Genomic DNA, 16,510 nt, shown 5'->3' on the forward strand with positions numbered 1-16,510 from the left:
TTGCTATGAAATTAATAGAGGATTATTTGCCTTTCCATATATTTATATTTTTCCGTGCAGGCTGACAACTTGGCAATTAAAAAGAAAAAGGGGTCTTTACGACCCAAAGAGCCAATCCGTACTATGCCATTTTCTATGCTTACGCCAAGGCGGTATGCTGAATTCTTTCCCGTATCCATGCTTGATTTCTTTGACACTGCAGCGGCCTCTATTATCTGCTTGTCCGCCTCTAGGAGCCTACTTGCCAAATTAAAAGACTCCTCAGTGCCGTTTCCGATCCCCATGGATTTGTAGCTGCATTCCACTAGGCGAAGCAATGCCCTCCTCACTCTTTCCTCATGAAGAAACCCTTCATGAAATCTCTTTTTCAGGAGCTTACGCTCGCTTTTGTCGTTCAGATCCATTCAAAACCCCTTAAGACGCGCCTGCTATGTACAGCTTTACCCCAGAATCAGATTTGCCATATTTATATAGTGCATGGCTTGCGCGATGTCCTAAAGGTATATGCCTATGCGAACATATTTATACTTTACTAAAAATCTTGTATAAAAGTATTTATTATTGTATTTTTAGTAAAATTTAAATACTTTTATATGCATAATAATAGTGCCAAGGCAACTTGGCAACCCCAGAGGACGCGCCTGCACTATGTGCAGGCGTTGTCTAATTAGTCTACTGCCCTTTCCTGCATTTCAATTGTGCTTTCATCTGCATTTATCTCTACTTTTATGCCAAGCGGTATGGTTGTTATATACTTTCCATGGCAGCAAGCGTATTCTATAAATGACGGCTTTTTAGGTATCTTGCTGTTTAATGTATCCTGTATTGTGCTGTGCATGTTCGCGTTTATGTAGTCTTCTATAAATAGGTTCTTGAATAAGTACGAAGTTGGCCCTGACGTTTGTACTATCTGCTGCACTGCATTGTTTGGGAATTCCCCAAAAACAAAGCCGTTGGCTTTTTGCAATATTCCTTTCAGCACAAGGGACGAGAGTATATTGTCCAGCATCCATGGCTCCATATTGACGTCTTCAAAAAACAATATTTTGTTTTCAGTACTTGGTATGTAATCGGTCCCTACAAGCAGGGAAAACATCGTAAGATTGCCGCCCATGAGCCTGCCTGAGGCGGTGCCTGGAGTTATGACTTTGCTCCAGCCGCTTTCAATTGGGTTTTTGAGCGAGAGCGTCTTGCCTTCGCTAACCATGCCCATAAGTGTTGACCAGTTGTGCCGCTTTGCGACCTCGTCTTCCTCAGCCAGATCAAATAGCATTGGCCCTTGGAATGTTGGCAGATGCGCCTTCTTCATAAATGCAAGCTGAAGCAGGGTTATGTCGCTATACCCTATGAAGACTTTTGGGTGGTCCATTATGACATCGTAATCTATCGCATTTAGTATGTCTATTGCGCCTGCGCCGCCCTGCAGCACCATTATTCCGTCAACCTTGTCGCTTTTGAATGCGTTTTCTATTTCAGTGGTTCTTGTATTGTCTCCTGCAGTAAGGTACCTTGTCGGAGACTCTCTTATTATGCTGTATGACAGGCTTACCCTGAAGCCATTCTGCTCTATAAATTTTATGGCGTTGGGCAATCCGGTTGTGGATGTTGCTGCGCTTGAAGGTGCAATTATCTTTATTGTGCCACCGCGTCTAAGCCTCGGGGGTTTGAGTATATCTTCATGCATAATTAATATTAAATCCGAAAGGATTTATAGCTTGGTTTTATACAAACCGTTTTGCCTCTTAAAATCGAATGCCGCCAAAAATGCCGCAGCAACTTTTTAATCTGGCCTGGGTAGTACGATGATATTGTGGTCTTGCAGTGCAAGCGATTCGCATTTATGCAAAATCCCATTTGACTTCGCCGTTGCTATGATAACGGTTTTGCTGTCGTGCTGAATTTGGCCCAGGTCTTCTGCGGATTCAAGCGCCTTTAGCCTTTTTACCCCAAGCCAATCAGACAGAATGCGTGCCCATAAAAGCGAATCGGTGGTATAAGCAATTGTGCCTTGTGCTTGCTCCCCGAACCTATTGGCGTCCATAGCAGCGGCTTTGTGCATTTTCCAAAAGCCTGAATTTTTGGTTGTGCTGTCGAAATGCTCCTTTATTATATCAGTGAGCACAGGGTTGCTGTTTTTGAATGTCGCTTTTGCCTCATTTTCCTCATAATCAAATACCACCCATGCCTCTTTTGGCAATTCCTCCAAGAACACATCTGGCTCAAATGATGAATGCACTTTTTTTATCAATGCGCACGTGACTACTTTCGCGCCTTTTGCATGCTTTTTTACCTCTTCTGCCACTTTAGACATGGTTTTGCCGCTGTCAACAAGTTCATCCACTATGAGGATGTAGGAGCTTTGTTTCGGCAACTTTTTCGGGACGCCGTATAATTCCACATTTGCCTTTGCGTTTCCGCTGTCATCGTAATAGCTAGCCCTTATTCCGAGCATCTTGGCCGACTTTAATTTTCTACCCAGCAATTCGGTAATCGCCATCCCACCACGCTCTATGTATATTATGGTTGACGGGCTGCCATATTTTTCTATTATTGTGTCGGCAAGCCTAGCTGCTGACTGTTCCAGTTTTTCATACGTATAAAATTCGATTTTATTCTTGCTTTTTATGAAGCTGAAAAATTCAAGCCATTCCTTTGCGCTTATTAGTGGCTCGCTGAGAACTCCCTTATTCATCATGCTCTTTGATATCCTTGCTGATTGGGGCATTTCAAGCGATGACAGTTCCAAGATCGAATCGTCCATGAATAGCTTTTCAGGTGTACCGTCGAATATTATCCTGCCTTTGCGCATCACCATTACGTGCCTGCAGTATTCCGCAACTATGCGCATGTCGTGCGTGATGAGTATTATTGTTGTGCCGGATGCATTCAATTCTGCTAGTATGTCCATGATTTCCTTGGACATTTTGTAGTCTTGCCCGGTTGTTGGCTCATCTACTATGAGTATGTCTGGGTGCATGGCTATGCTGCTGGCTACAGCAAGCCTCCGCTTTTGACCTCTCCCCAAAAACAATGGATCCTCATCTATTTTGTCGTACAGGCCTACCCTTTTTAATACTTCTTCCGTCCTGCGCTCTGCCTCTGGACCCGTCACGCCTATGTTCTTAAGCCCGTACAGTATTTCTTCCCTGACGCTGCGCGTGAATATCTGGTGGTCTGGATTCTGGAATACATACCCCACATGGTTGGGCATGCTGCGCCTTGCCTTGTTGCTGTGCACGCTTATTCCTGCAACATCAAGCGTTCCAGAACTGTGCTTCAGTATTCCTGCAATTATTTTTGATATTGTTGATTTTCCCGAACCATTCTGCCCGATTAGTGCAACCATTTCGCCTGCATTTATTTCCATGTTGAGATTTGAAATGGCAACGGTGCCGTCTTCATATGCGAACCCGAGATTTGCGGCTTTTATAATTGGCTTCTCCTGCTTCGGCATCTTCCTATCCACATGAAATCCTGCACTACTCGTTCCAAAAGCGTATTTTGGTTTTTCATTAATTGAAAAATACTCTGACAGCTCCGAAACTTCTGGGGTATAAATGTTATACGAAGCCGTCAGCTGCTTGTTCGAATATATATTTTCCGGAATATCCACTGCGACTATCTCGCCGTTTGACATTATGGCCATCCTGTCGGCGAACTTCAACATCACTTCCGGATTATGCTCGACAAGTATTACGGTTATATCGAGCCTTTTCTTAAGCGAAGCGATGGTATTTATTACTTCGAGTTTGCCTGCCGGATCTAGGTCTGATGTTGGCTCGTCCAGTATTAACAGCTTTGGCTGCATGGCCAGGAAGCTTGCTATAATCAGCCTCTGCTTCTGTCCGCCGGACAGCTCTGAGGGATGGACGCTTGCCGCATTCGGATACAGTTCCGAAAGCCCTACAAGCGAAAGCGCCTCTTTCATCCTGTCTTTTATCTCGTTTTCTTCAAGGCCCATGAATTGAAGCCCCATTGATATCTCGTTGGCAACGCTCATGCTCAAAAATTGGCTTTCTGGATCCTGCATTACTATTCCGATTGTGGGCACCATTGGGCCTTTGCCGAATATCTTGTATTCGTCGCCTGTTTTTTTGACTTCGGTTACTTTCTCGCCAAATACCTCGACGCTCCCTGTGATATTCTCTTCGACGTTTGACCTGAGCCGCATTTGATGCGGTATGAGCCCTGCAATCGTATAGCACAGGGTGGTTTTGCCTGCACCGCTTGAGCCTGCTATTCCGAAGAATTCGCCTGCCTCTATCTCCAAGTTGATGTTCTTTAGTGCATAGTCGCCCTTTATGCCTGTGAAATTGGGGTATCTCCAGCTCAAATTGCTTATCTTTACAGCTTGCATTGCAGCCACTTTTTTGTATGTAATTGCCTATGCGTATGCCATGTATAGCGGTGCCAACGCTATTGCAATGCCTACGCCAAGCATTATGTAATCCCTTGCGATCAGGCGCTTCTGCTCCACTAACAATGAAAGGTGCTTTGAAGTTGAGAAGCCCCTTGCTTCAAGGGCGTTGCCCACGTCTACGGATCTTTTTATTATAAGCGTTGTTACAGGGATTGACAGCATTGCGAATTCCTTTGCCTTTTTCAGCAGGTTGGAATTTGTCGCAGATGCGCCTCTGGCGAATTGTGCCTGCCGCACTAGCGCCAGGTCTTCAGCCATTATGTTGAAGCTCCTTGAAATCAGCGAGACAAAGAATACTGCCTTGAACGGCACCTTAAGCCTGTTCAAAGTGGCTATTATGTCTGAGTCCCTTATGCTCATTAACGTCAATAGCGTGAGCAGCACCATTGCCGCATATCCTGTAATCTTTCCTATCCCAACATACAAAGAGAGGGTAGTAACCTTTAGTGTCATTCCCAGTAGAGAGACCGATAATAGTACGGTAGTGCCGATTTGGTTGAATACAATCCACCACAGGAACATTACAAAAAGCGCTATTATTATGACCCCTAGGTAGCTTTTTACAAGGAACTTTATCGTGTGCGTCTCTGCCAAGAATGCCAATGCAAAGGCAAGAACCACAATGTTGTACGCCAGGAATGGCACCTGCCTGTCTATCGATACCACTACTCCGATAGATACTAGGATGAGCAGCAGCAGCTTTATTAGCGGGTTCAGGTTTACGTATATGGAATCGGCTTTTGCTGAAAACAGTATGGTTTTTATGTACTTCTTTCCAGACCTGTTGCTGCCCTCTTCGTTCATGATACCCAACCCGTATTTATCAGGCCAAAGCGCTCTACTACAGGAGTGACGTACTTTGCCAGAAACGGCGCTATCAGCAGCACTATCGCGTCTCCCAGTATCCATAGGCCGGCACCAAGCAGATATGCGCCAGCAGGCACAAATCCAAGCGCGACAAGCACCCAGACGCCCCATAATCCGCCGATTATGTTGGTTATACCCATTACCCATATCGCAAACCATGCTGCGGATTTTTTGCTGCGAAGTATGTCCCTGCCAAGAGGGTCAACGCCATGCTTGTTTAGATAGCCCCTGTAAAGAAGGAATATGAGCAACGCAGGCACGAGATCGCCTATGCTGAATGCCAGGGCAGGGATTATAGGCAAGCCAGTAAGCAGGCCGGAGCCAACAACCGAGCCTATCCAGGCGCCTGCTATCCCCCAGATGCCCCACCAAAGCGTAAATACGACGAAAAACGGGTATGCCCAGTATAGGAAACCTATACCTGGACCGACCACAGGGGTTGCTGCTGCTCCAAGCCAAGAAAGAAGGATTACCACAGCGATTTGTATGGCAAAAAGCGCATATTGCGTTGTAGTAAGCTTCGGTCCTTTCCATTTTAGTGTGTACTGGGAATAGTTCACACTAGGGTTTGAATTTACCATAGACACCCACCAACCAGTTCATAGCAGATATGGGAGCTTCATTTTAAATATTTTGCGCTTGTGTCGCATCTTGCAAAAGCTGCAGCGCTTTGGCTATCTGCCGTATATCTTTGCTGCTTCCTCAAGAACCTTTGCTGAAAACAATTCTTTCCAGTCTTCGCCGCTTTCGATTTTTGCTTCGCATCCCGCAGCTTGCGGATGACCGCCGCCGCCAAGCGCGACTGCAAGCTTTGAGCAGTCGATCGCTTTGCCTGACCTCAGACTCACTTTTCCCGAGTCAGTATTTACAAATATTGCAATGTCTGCCTTTAGCTCGTCTGCTATTATAGTACATGCCTGCGTGCTGCCAAGATGCTTGCTATAGCCTATGCCTAATATCAAGTTGCCAACACTGTGCTTTTCAAGGCTTTCCTCAAGCGCTTTTATATTGAGCTCTGAATCCTTCAGATAGCTGGCGTATGCCTCCTTTGTTATGCTGTTCTTGTAGTTGCCCTTTGCAAATTCCGAAACCAAATCCCTGAGCTTTGCGGTGTTGCCTTGATTGTAGTTTATGTATGTTATTGCTCCGGTTATTTCAAAAAGCAGGGGGTCAAGCTGTTCGTTTCTTATGTTGAAGTCTGCATAATGGGCAATGTTCGCCAGATACGTGCCATACTCCTTGTCTGCTTCGTTTTCAAATAGCTCTTTATACACAAGCTCTGTTGCGCAATAGTTCTTATTCTCTCCTGCAACCAGGTATATGCATTCTGAGCCTATCTCACTAACTGCACTGTCGCTCCATGGATGGTGGTCTATCCAAGCGACTTTGTTCCCTTCGCCTTTTAACCAATGCATAAGCCCCTTTAATACGTCTATGGCGCTGTCATTTACGCTCATATCGGTAAAAATTATGAAAGAGTTGTGCAGCTTTGCTGTCTTAAGCTCGCTGATCATCTTGTCAATGTCCTGCCGCATATAATTGCCAAAGAATATCCTTTCTTTCGGCACGCCTGCGTAATGCATGAACATTGCAGCGCTGCCCATGCCGTCAAAATCGGCAATATGCGTTACATTGTATATGGAAGCCTTATTGCTTTTTATAAGCTCACGAAAGTCTGCTCTGCTCATCATGCTATCGCATCTTAGAATGTAATTGGAGTATAGCCTTCGTCTATGCTTTTTGTTATGTATTCGCCTGCCTTTACAAGACTTACCTTCTTCCCGAGCTTGTCCTCAACTTTGGCGCCCTGGGCAACGAATATGCATGCCGACGGCTTTTCACTTCCAAAGGAGTCTTCTATGAGCTTTGACAGTTCTTCGTCATTGGCTATAGCCACCTCGCTCTGGCCGAAGAAGAGTATTCTTACGTCGTGTCCTGCCTGCTTTTGCCTTGCGCTGAAGTTTATCCCAAGGCTTATCTTGTCCTTCTCCTTGCTCGATATTATTGACAGTATTTTAGTCATCTTTATCACCACCATCCGGGAGCTTTTCTATTATCTCGCTCATTTCCGCGTAATGCTTCTTTATTATTGGCTCCGCCCTTGGCCCTAGCATCTTTTCGGTATTTATTTTGCACAGATTCATTGCTTCTTTTAAGCCTTCTTTTGTAGGATTCTTTATATCAACGTTGCACTTCCTGAAAGCATCTCCCACGAAGAGCTTCACCCTTGCCCTGAGCTCCTTTTTGGGAATTTCCTGCCCCAGTGCCTTGTTTATTTCCACGTTTGCTGTCTCGAAGCAGTTTATGAGGCGTTCTACTGCAACTTCCGGCTTTATCCCGTTGACGCGCACTTTAGCCATTCGGACCACTGAAATATATTACATTATTGTAGCTAAATTATTTACCTTCGAATTCTTTTATAAGACGTAAATACTTGCGAATCAAAGCATTTTTAGATTTTAAAGCTTATTTGTCTGCTTGCGTGATTTAATGGAAAATGAATTGGTTATATGCTGCATGGATAGAAGGTTGAACAATTTCCTTGAGAATGAGTACGGCAGTGCAATCGTTATTAGGAATGCGGGCGCGAATGCTGCACCGATTATGCAAATGGCAAAGCGCATCGTCGAGGATAATGATATAGGTGCAATAACGCTCATAACACATGACGACTGCGGTGCGATGGGCAAGGTATACTCTGTGCTTAAAAATGGCGGTTCTGCTACTGAAGACCTGAAAGAAGCATTGATAAATCAGTTTAATGGCGTTAATTTTAGCACTAGGGAGGAGCTCGAAGAAAAGAATACCGAATTGCAGCTCAATGCGCTAAAGAAGGAGTTTAAGGATATAAAAGTGGTGGCAAAGCCGGTAAAGATGTCTAACATAAAGGTGCCAGAAGACACAAAAGAGCACAAGCTTTTAGTGTTCAGCCCTGGAAAGCCGGATTACAGCAGGGCTTTCAAAAGCCTTGGCTTCGAGCCGTGGCAGTGTTACGTAGTGCAGGGCTCCGTGGGCAACACGCTGCCGGATATGGAGTTGGCAGTCACAGACCTGCATGCGAAGGATGTCTCTTTTATTGTTGGGAATAAGGATAATCCAAGGGATGTAAAACGTGACTTGGATATGGCTTCGCTAAGACTTTCAGGCATTGGCGCAGAAGTAAAAAGATGCGACATAAGGTCTGTAAAGAAAAACTTTGCATGAATGGAAGGATAGTGATTTGCGCTTTGCGCTTGCTGTTTTCTGGGCTGCATGCTCCAGGCTGCAGCGCATTGCCCTGGATGCTTTTTAAGTCCAGTACAGAAAGCTAATAATTGTTTGCGCGTATGTAATTTCGTGAGCGCATGATAAAGGATATAAAAAAGCTTTATTCTGAGTATTGGAAGCACGAGCAGATAAGGCTTAAGCAGGACCCTTATCATTCCATAGAATTTAGCACAACTTACATGTTCCTGGAAAAGTACCTCCCAAAAAGCGGCATTGTGCTTGATGCTGGCGGAGGGACCGGCATTTATGCAATAGGGCTGGCAATGAAAGGCTATGATGTGACTTTGCTGGACATATCGCGCCACAATATAGCAGTAGCAAAGAAGGACATAAAGCGTGAAGGCGTTAAGGAAAAAGTAAAGGCGATGGTCGGCGATATAACAGACCTTTCAGAATTCAAGGATTCCGCTTTTGATGCAGTCTTATGCCTTGGCGGGCCTTTGTCTTTGGTCTATGGCAAATACAAAAGGCGGAAAGCGATATCAGAACTTGTAAGGGTGGCGAAGCCTAGCGCGCCGATATTCATATCAGTAATGAACAGGTATGGCTCCATGTCGCTAGCTCCAAGCAAGTGGCCTGACGAAGTGGCGACAAGCAATTTCGAAAGCGTAGCGACAAAAGGTGAGGATAGGATGTGGATTGGTAAATACTATTGCCATTTCTTTTCGCCGGAAGAATTTGTCAGTGAATTTGAACGCTCTTCGAAGGGAGCCAAGATAATAAATCTTGCAGGCCTTGAAGGGCTGGCAACTCCATCAATAAATGCAATTAATGAGCTTGCAAAGAACAAAAAGGCTTGGAAGAACTGGCTGGACATGCATTATAGGTTATGCACAAAGCCGGAGGTCGTGGGAATAAGCGCACACATGCTCCTAGTTGCAAGGAAAGCATAACGCACTGCTGTGACGATAAAATTGCATCTAGCACGACATTCCGAGATGATTGCGGTTAAGCTGTGCGCCATGCAGTGGGCCTGGAGAGATTTGAACTCTCGACCTACGGCTTATAAGACCGCCGCTCTGACCAGGCTGAGCTACAAGCCCATTGCTGCAGAAAGTTTATGGTGAAAAGCATATTTATTACTTTTGAAAAGCCTGCCTGCAGGCTCATCATGGTATTGTAAGGTTGTTATGCACGTAGCTTGGCTTTTGCGGTACTGCAGGGGTGCCGCCAGTATAGTTTACTATCTCAAGTATCCTCAGTGGGTATGTGCCGTTGACTAGGTTTATCCCAGGCGTAGAAGTGGCGTTTGGATAGACCTGGACAAACCCTGGCAGGGTGCCAAACATAAAGCCCCTATAGAAGTTAGAGTTGTAGAATTCAGTAGGAGCGTCGGTTATGTTGTCATTGGGCGCATTTGGTGTGTACGCAACAAAGTATTCAACAAAAGGTACTCCTCCCAGCGAAACCTCTCCCAGGTCGTACGATAGGGGTATCAAGGCGTTTATTTGCGTGCCGTTGCTGTAGTAAAGCTGCAGGTCGCCATTCTTTGTAGGTACTGTGCTTGCGCATACTGTGCTGTTCGATATCGAAGCGCCGGTAAGCAGGTACGTTTTTATGTACTGCACTGTGCTGTTTGACATAGAGCAGTAGTAATTAATGCTCTGCGAAATGCCTGTTTGGTTCGGAGGAAGCAAAGCCGCAAGGGGAAGAAGCGCGTACTGCGGGTCGTGCGCCAGCTCACATGGCGAATAGCCGAGCGCATACGGGACTGGAGGGCTTAGCGAAGCGCCCTCTGCTATTGCAAATGCCCTTGAAGTGGCATTTATATGCACGCATGCCAGGAAGTCAAGCGCCTGCCATTTTTGTATCAGGCCCTGGTCAAAAACGACATAACGGGTTTGGTTTGTATCCATCATGTTCCTAAGGTTGGCTGCACTGTAGTTCTCTTTCGGGCCCAAGACATAGTTTGCCGCTACGGCGTAATCCTCGGTTGGCTCTGCATTGTCACCGCGTATAACTGCATTGCTATGGCCGAACCAGTTTATCCAGTCGCCATAGTCCCACCATGCCAAAACCCTGGGTGCATTTGGGCCGACATTTGTGCGCATCCATGCGGTAGCAGAGAGCCAATAGCTTGGCACCACATTGCAGAACAGGTCATACCCTATGCTTGAAACCCTGGCTAAAGTATTGCATGCTGTTGCTGGGCTTGCAGAGTATATGCCATTCGACTCTAGCGCCGATACGACGCTGCTTATTTCGCCCAGCATCAGGCTGCCCGTGAGAAGAGTGCCTGCTATGAATACGATGAAGAATATTGCGAAGGCGTACCAAAGGCCCTTCCTGTGCTCGTCGAGCTTGTGCATGAATATGAGAAGCAAAAGATATATCATGGCGAATACAGGGGATATGAAAAACAGCCCTACGCCTATGGCAAGCATTGTGTAGAGCTTTGCGTTGTGCATCGGGTGCGGGTCGAACAGGTCCTTGTAGTTCGTGCGTGTGAATATCTCGTATACAAAGCCGCCGGCTATGCCGAACACTATTGCCAGTATTATGCCTACGAACGAACCTGCTATGATTAGTATGGTGCCTATTGCCACCAGGATGCTTATTATTATTGCCTCTGCGTGCTTTAGCTTGAAGCCGTTATTGAATATGTATATGGCTTCTCCAAGCATTATGCAGAACAGCAGTATGTAAGCCACGCCGAAGTGGGGAAGGTATTTTACTTCTGAAAAGCCTGCAAACATTAACGGCGTAGCTATGGCCATGTACAGTATTGAGGTCTCGCTTTTCTTGTAGAATATGCTTAGGGCTATGAGCACCAAGGCGGCAATGCTTATGATCCATATCAGGATTGGCACGCCGGCTATTGAAGCGCCTATGAACCCGAAGCCTTCCGCCCCGAAGTTGTACAGTGCGCCTGTAGGTATGAACTCCTCGACAGTCATGAACAATGCAGTTGATGGGGTAGTGAACCTTTTGCTGAGGTTGACGTACGCTGTTATCGGCTTCCCTATCGGCGTAAATGCTATGGCCAAAAGCGCTATCACCAGCACAATGACTATCCATTCGAAGTACGCTTTCTGATCCAGCTCTTTAAACAATATCCCGAAGCGTTTCAGGATCCCTGGCAGGAAGTCCATGACTGCGACCGCTATGAGCGCAAGCAGAGGAGCGCTTACTGTTATAGGTATGCCCAATATGCTAGGGATCCTGCCTGAAAGGGTCGCGTGGTATGGGTGGTATGCAATCAGGAACAACGATATGACAAAAAGCACTATTATGTTCATTTGATAGAAATACTTGCTGTTTTTCCTGTGGAGTATGTTTACGATTCCCTGTATCAATATGTATATGGCAAGCACGCCTGCGTCTACAGTATAATAGTGCGCGCCTAGGAACGTGGTAACAAAAGCTATGCCTGCCAGTATCGCAAGCCTTTTGCTTTTCATGTCTTTTATTGCAAGCAGGTATGCAGCAAAGAAGAAGAATAGGGTGAATATGCCCCATGGCTCGAGCAGCTGCTCCCCTGAGACGAAGGTAGTAAACAGCACAGGCATGGTTGCTGTTAGGGTAGCGCCTATCAGCGCTATTTTGTTGCCATATTCATAGTAAAGCAGCACGAATATTGCGAATACAAGCAGTGCAGCGCTTATTGGAGGGTACACGCCCCCTATATAGCTCATTAGCGTTGTAGAGAAAGTCGCATGGTGCGGGCCCAGTGTGTTTGCCAAGTCGTACCAGTAAGCTTCCAGATAAGGCACGATTGGCTGGATGCGCATGTTTGTGCCTGCTGCAACTACAGGCCATGCGCTAGGAGACAGGTACACCTGATATCCTAAGGTAAGTATTGATTCAGCGGCGAGCATGTCGAAATACGGGTCGAATTCGAAGAATTTCGGCGTTATGCCTACGCTCATCATCCTTGTGCCGAACACAATGATCATCAGCAGTGCGAGCACAACGTATGTCCAGTTTATGCTTGTGTGCTTGACTACCTTGGCTTCCGGCTCCGTCGAGAGTTTTTTCAGCAGTATTGCCTCTTCCTGCTCATGGTCCTGCATCAGCCTTTCATGCTCGTCGTGCTGCAGCCTTGCTATGCGCTCCTTGTCCTCTTCGCTAAGGTTTATTGCATTAAGCTCCCGCGAATGCCTGTCTTCGAGCAGTTTCTCTTCCTGCACGTGCTTTTCTATGATGGCCCTTGCGGAATCGTATGCCTTAAGTTCTGACCTTATGCCTTCAAGCGTGCGCTTGGCCTGGACTTTCATGTCTTCGACAAGCTTTTCTTCAGTGGCTGCCTCGGTTCTCCTGGACGCGGAAGGCTTGACGTAGCTTCCAAGCTTTGATGGTGTGAATACGCCCTGCCAGACGCAAAGCACTATGCCGATTAGCGAAAGCACTGCGGCATTGGTCTCAAAAAGCGCAAGAGAGAACGCGAAAAAGTGTATATAATTCATAAAATAAGACTCAATCCATACTGCAGTCGGGGTAGCGACAAGGCCGAATATGAAGCCTATGACTGACTTCTCGAACAGGCCAAACTTTGTCCTGTTGAGCAGCGCAAGGGCGAATAGCTCCCCAGGTATGAATAGGGTCAAAAATGCTATAATGCCTATTAATATTATATCCATTTACAAACCTTGACGGCTTTTTACACTGCGAGCTGGCAATTAGCTGTTGAGTATGGACTTTGGTATCTCTATGGCTTTTATCTCGCGGTCTGGGAATACCGTGCCTGGAGGCACAATTCTGACCTTGACGCCGATGGCGCCATATTTTGGATATGCGGTGGCCCGCCCTTCCAGCACAAGGTTGGTTATGTCTCCGGCTTTAGGTATGTAACCTACGCTCTTCCTTATGACTTTTGCCCTGGCGCCCTTCGCAGCGAGCTTGCCGCTTATTATTATCTCAGCGCCTAGTGCACCGTTTTCCATTATGCTCTTAAGCGTGAACTGTATTATCTTTCTTGGGTTTATAGAGCGCTCCAGCTTGAATGTTATGTCTTTTGCTACAAGCAGCGGCTCTAGCATTTTGTTTTGGATCTCGACAACGCTTATTTGCGGGTTGTTGATGCTGAATTTGTTCTTTATTGTTTCCGTAAGCTCGTTTATGTTCTTGCCTACGCGCCCTATTACCCTTCCCGGATTCAGTACGTAAACCGTTATTCTCGTGAGCACTGGCGTTTTCTGTATTTCTACGCGTGAAAAGCCAGCCCTGCTTAGCTCAGAGCTCAAGTATTTCGATATGTTCATCTTGATTATTGAATCGTCTATGAATTTCATTTCTATGCCCACAGTATCACGCGTTTTTTGCTTCTATGGCAGCTTCCTGCTGCTGTTTTTTGCTTTCTTTCTCTTTGACAGGTTTGCCCTTAGGATTTTCTTCTTTAATGCTTTTAGTCTTTGCAGAATCTTTCGCTTTCTTGGCATTTTTAGACATGCGTTCCTGCATGGCTTTGTTTCTTTCAATAATGCGCATTGCCTTTGTGCCAAGTTTTATGTCTTCCGGCAGCGCAATGCCTATTTCAAGCTTTGCAAACTCCAGATCACTGTGCCTCAGCGTTCCGTAGCCATAACTGTCGCTGTGGTAAAGCATGCCTTTTGATGGGGTGCGCCTGTTTATCTGAGTCTTGTTTGCCGCTGCATGCACCACGAACATGTCTTCGCCGTTGTAGCCCTTGGCTTTGGCATTGCTTATAGCCACGCTTAGGACTTTCCTCGCTATTGCTGCGCACTTCATCGGGTACCTGCCCTTCATGCCTCCAAGCTCGTGCCTTGAGCCCATGCCCTTGTTGTTTGTCCTGAATCTAACTGCTGCTTCGCCGTCTATGACTTTCTGCAGATCTTGGAGAGCCTGGGCCGCATTCTTATAGCGTATGTAGTCGCACACTGCAGCCATGTCCTTGAAACTGGCATTTATGTCTTTTAGACCGGAAAATACAACCTTGTCTGTTTTTATGTTAAAGGAGTAATTCACTTAGCACACCTCACTTCTGCGATAAGAACTTGCTGCCACGAGTTGCCTTTATTCCTGGCGCAGAATGCTGCACGCGCCTTGTAGAGTATACAAACTCGCCAAGCCTGTGCCCAAGCATGTTTGGCTCTATTGTAAGGCGCTGGTATTCCTTACCGTTATAAATATCAAATTGGATTCCGACCCATGAGGGCAGTATTAGCGCTTCCCTAGTCTGCGTCTTTATGGGCTTGCGGTTGCCCGACGCAATGACCCTGGCGACTTTTTCGTTGAGCTTCCGCAGCTGCAGCGAATTTCTTTTCAGCCAGCGCCTCTGCCTTGATTTCACAGTACTTAAGTAGGCTTCGGCGCTAAGCTTCGCTGCCTCTGCTGGAATTCTGCCTCTATATGCTATTCTTTCTGCCATCTGAATCCTTTATCTTTAATTTCATTTCTTCTTGCGGCCCCTTGCCTGCTTTACTCTTGAAACGAAGCCATCGGAATCCACATAGTACAGGTATCCTTCAGCTCTTTCTACTTTTTCGTTGCCTACGCGGGCCTTCCTGCCTGACTTGTTTGCCCTGGTCGGATTCTGCCATACGTAACCATCCTTGCCAAGGTAGTACAGGTATCCTTCCTCTCTCTTTATTGCTTCTCTTGAAATTCTCTCGGCCATGTTAACACCTTAATATTATAACGAGCGAAGCCTTTAAATTATAGACTTTCCGCGTTCTTTACTTTTGTTAAGCGGCCGGATTGCCCGTGCATGGACAAGGATTATATTGATGCCGGAAATATTAATATACCTTTCGTCGCATGCTGCCTGAATTTATTTTACATTTACCTGGTTGAACCCGAACTTTGGCGCGAAATCGTTGTATATGCTTACGGATTCCTTTGCGGTTTCAAGGTCCGGGTCTACATCCATTGCAGTTACGGTGTTAAATATGCGCTCCATCGTCAGCTCCTTGTTTGCAGCAACAAGGAATGTTATTGCTAGTATGTATACGTAATGGTTCTTGTATTTCAGCATGCCTACGCCGTTTATGATTATCCTGTCTACTTCTACGTCAGCACCACGAAATATTCGCTCTATGTTGCTTTTTGTTATTTCTTTGCCTGCAAGGTCTAGCACTCCAGCAGCAACGAAGTACGGAAGCAGCTTGTTCGCTAGCTGCATTGGTATGAGCTTGTTTACCATCTCCAAGCCGCGGCTTTCCTCGCGCTTCAGTAGGTATTCAGACACCGAAGTAAGCATTTTTATTGACTTGTCCATATAGCCTTGAAGTGTTTCGCCTTCTTCCATAAGTTTGCACCTTTGTTTAGTCTGCGAGTATATTGACGCCAGAGGATGTTATCTGGTACGGGACATTAGACAGCCTGTGCGAAGAGTTTCTGAGCTTTGATATCTCTATCAGGTATTGCGCAGATCCGTTGGACTGGTTAACCGCAAGCTTTATGAGGCCATCGAACATTGAGGTTCCGTAGAGGCCTGTGTCGCTTACAAGCACCCTTTCCGGTGTAGCTTCCGCAGTTATGAATGCTGTGATATTTTCCGACTTGAATGCTTCTGTCATGTAGGTTATTGCGCGTGTGTATGTCCTGTCCGAATCCATTACCGGCCTGAGGCTGCTCATGGAGTCGAATACCACTATGCCTGACTTGTTCTCGTTAACAACACCTATTACGTCGTCAGCCACAAACTTCTGGAAATTTTCCCTGCCTTTGAATTCCTCTATGATTGGTTTGTGCACTATGTGTATGAGCTTTTTATCGACAAGGTCCGAAAAGTCCTCAAACGCATAAAAGGCGTTTGTCGCATTCTCGATTATGTCCTCGGCAGTCTCTTCTGTAGTTATGAATGTCGTCGGCCTCTCCAGCCTGGCGTTATGATATAATATTTCCAATGTCATAAGGGTTTTGCCTGTTCCAGGGCCACCCAGAATCAGCACCTGCGAATTTATAGGAATGCCGCCCGCTATTATCCTGTCCAGACCAGGTATGCCGGTCTTGAGCCTTTTTGTCACGCCAGATTCTTGATCCACGTTCATAACA

At 46.1% G+C, this 16,510-nt stretch carries 17 protein-coding genes and 1 tRNA gene; 2 read left to right on the top strand and 16 right to left on the bottom strand.

Going from position 1 to position 16,510, the window contains the following annotated elements; translation table 11 throughout:
* Positions 1-11: 11 nt before the first annotated feature.
* The 8 genes from M1125_03310 to M1125_03345 form a co-directional block, all read right to left on the bottom strand.
* Complete coding sequence (locus M1125_03310) at positions 12-404, bottom strand: hypothetical protein (protein MCL5404838.1); 393 nt, start codon at positions 402-404, stop codon at positions 12-14.
* A gap of 263 nt (positions 405-667) precedes the next feature.
* On the bottom strand, positions 668-1,684 hold the full coding sequence (locus M1125_03315; GenBank protein MCL5404839.1) for an LD-carboxypeptidase: 1,017 nt from the start codon (positions 1,682-1,684) through the stop codon (positions 668-670).
* A gap of 96 nt (positions 1,685-1,780) precedes the next feature.
* Positions 1,781-4,357 carry an energy-coupling factor transporter ATPase gene (locus M1125_03320; GenBank protein ID MCL5404840.1) on the bottom strand — a complete coding sequence of 859 codons (2,577 nt, stop codon included), beginning with the start codon at positions 4,355-4,357 and terminating at the stop codon, positions 1,781-1,783.
* A 27-nt stretch (positions 4,358-4,384) separates the two neighbouring features.
* Positions 4,385-5,224 carry an energy-coupling factor transporter transmembrane protein EcfT gene (locus tag M1125_03325; protein MCL5404841.1) on the bottom strand — a complete coding sequence of 280 codons (840 nt, stop codon included), beginning with the start codon at positions 5,222-5,224 and terminating at the stop codon, positions 4,385-4,387.
* Positions 5,221-5,868, bottom strand: coding sequence for a hypothetical protein (locus M1125_03330; protein MCL5404842.1), 648 nt, complete (start codon positions 5,866-5,868; stop codon positions 5,221-5,223). The genes M1125_03325 and M1125_03330 overlap by 4 nt, the downstream gene beginning before the upstream one ends.
* Before the next feature lie 93 nt (positions 5,869-5,961).
* A complete protein-coding gene (locus M1125_03335) occupies positions 5,962-6,978 on the bottom strand; it encodes a DHHA1 domain-containing protein (protein ID MCL5404843.1) in 1,017 nt (338 codons plus the stop codon).
* A gap of 11 nt (positions 6,979-6,989) precedes the next feature.
* Entirely contained in the window at positions 6,990-7,310 is a 321-nt protein-coding gene (locus tag M1125_03340; protein MCL5404844.1) for a hypothetical protein, read from the bottom strand.
* A complete protein-coding gene (locus M1125_03345; protein ID MCL5404845.1) occupies positions 7,303-7,647 on the bottom strand; it encodes a hypothetical protein in 345 nt (114 codons plus the stop codon). Before M1125_03345 ends, M1125_03340 begins: the two co-directional genes overlap by 8 nt.
* Positions 7,648-7,777: 130 nt before the next feature.
* Here M1125_03345 and M1125_03350 point away from each other — a divergent pair, with 130 nt between their 5' ends.
* A complete protein-coding gene (locus M1125_03350; protein ID MCL5404846.1) occupies positions 7,778-8,491 on the top strand; it encodes a hypothetical protein in 714 nt (237 codons plus the stop codon).
* Between the two features lie 140 nt (positions 8,492-8,631).
* Positions 8,632-9,447, top strand: a complete 816-nt coding sequence (locus tag M1125_03355) for a class I SAM-dependent methyltransferase (GenBank protein MCL5404847.1) — start codon at positions 8,632-8,634, stop codon at positions 9,445-9,447.
* Between the two features lie 75 nt (positions 9,448-9,522).
* Here M1125_03355 and M1125_03360 read toward each other — a convergent pair.
* The 8 genes from M1125_03360 to M1125_03395 all read right to left on the bottom strand — a co-directional run bounded on the left by M1125_03360 (position 9,523) and on the right by M1125_03395 (position 16,506).
* Positions 9,523-9,597: transfer RNA gene (locus M1125_03360), tRNA-Ile, on the bottom strand.
* A gap of 66 nt (positions 9,598-9,663) precedes the next feature.
* On the bottom strand, positions 9,664-13,134 hold the full coding sequence (locus tag M1125_03365; GenBank protein MCL5404848.1) for a hypothetical protein: 3,471 nt from the start codon (positions 13,132-13,134) through the stop codon (positions 9,664-9,666).
* Between the two features lie 39 nt (positions 13,135-13,173).
* Positions 13,174-13,797: a 30S ribosomal protein S3 gene (locus M1125_03370; GenBank protein ID MCL5404849.1), complete on the bottom strand. Its 624-nt coding sequence runs from the start codon at positions 13,795-13,797 to the stop codon at positions 13,174-13,176.
* 4 nt (positions 13,798-13,801) lie between these two features.
* A complete protein-coding gene (locus M1125_03375; protein ID MCL5404850.1) occupies positions 13,802-14,479 on the bottom strand; it encodes a hypothetical protein in 678 nt (225 codons plus the stop codon).
* Between the two features lie 10 nt (positions 14,480-14,489).
* A complete protein-coding gene (locus tag M1125_03380; protein MCL5404851.1) occupies positions 14,490-14,882 on the bottom strand; it encodes a ribosomal protein S19 family protein in 393 nt (130 codons plus the stop codon).
* A 21-nt stretch (positions 14,883-14,903) separates the two neighbouring features.
* Positions 14,904-15,131 (bottom strand): hypothetical protein, encoded by a 228-nt coding sequence (locus tag M1125_03385; protein ID MCL5404852.1) that lies wholly within the window; start codon positions 15,129-15,131, stop codon positions 14,904-14,906.
* Positions 15,132-15,284: 153 nt separating this feature from the next.
* Positions 15,285-15,761 carry a hypothetical protein gene (locus M1125_03390; GenBank protein MCL5404853.1) on the bottom strand — a complete coding sequence of 159 codons (477 nt, stop codon included), beginning with the start codon at positions 15,759-15,761 and terminating at the stop codon, positions 15,285-15,287.
* Positions 15,762-15,777: 16 nt separating this feature from the next.
* Positions 15,778-16,506: a hypothetical protein gene (locus M1125_03395; protein MCL5404854.1), complete on the bottom strand. Its 729-nt coding sequence runs from the start codon at positions 16,504-16,506 to the stop codon at positions 15,778-15,780.
* Positions 16,507-16,510 lie beyond the last annotated feature (4 nt).

The organism is Candidatus Marsarchaeota archaeon (genome assembly GCA_023485295.1).
GTDB lineage: Archaea > Micrarchaeota > Micrarchaeia > Micrarchaeales > Micrarchaeaceae > Micrarchaeum_A.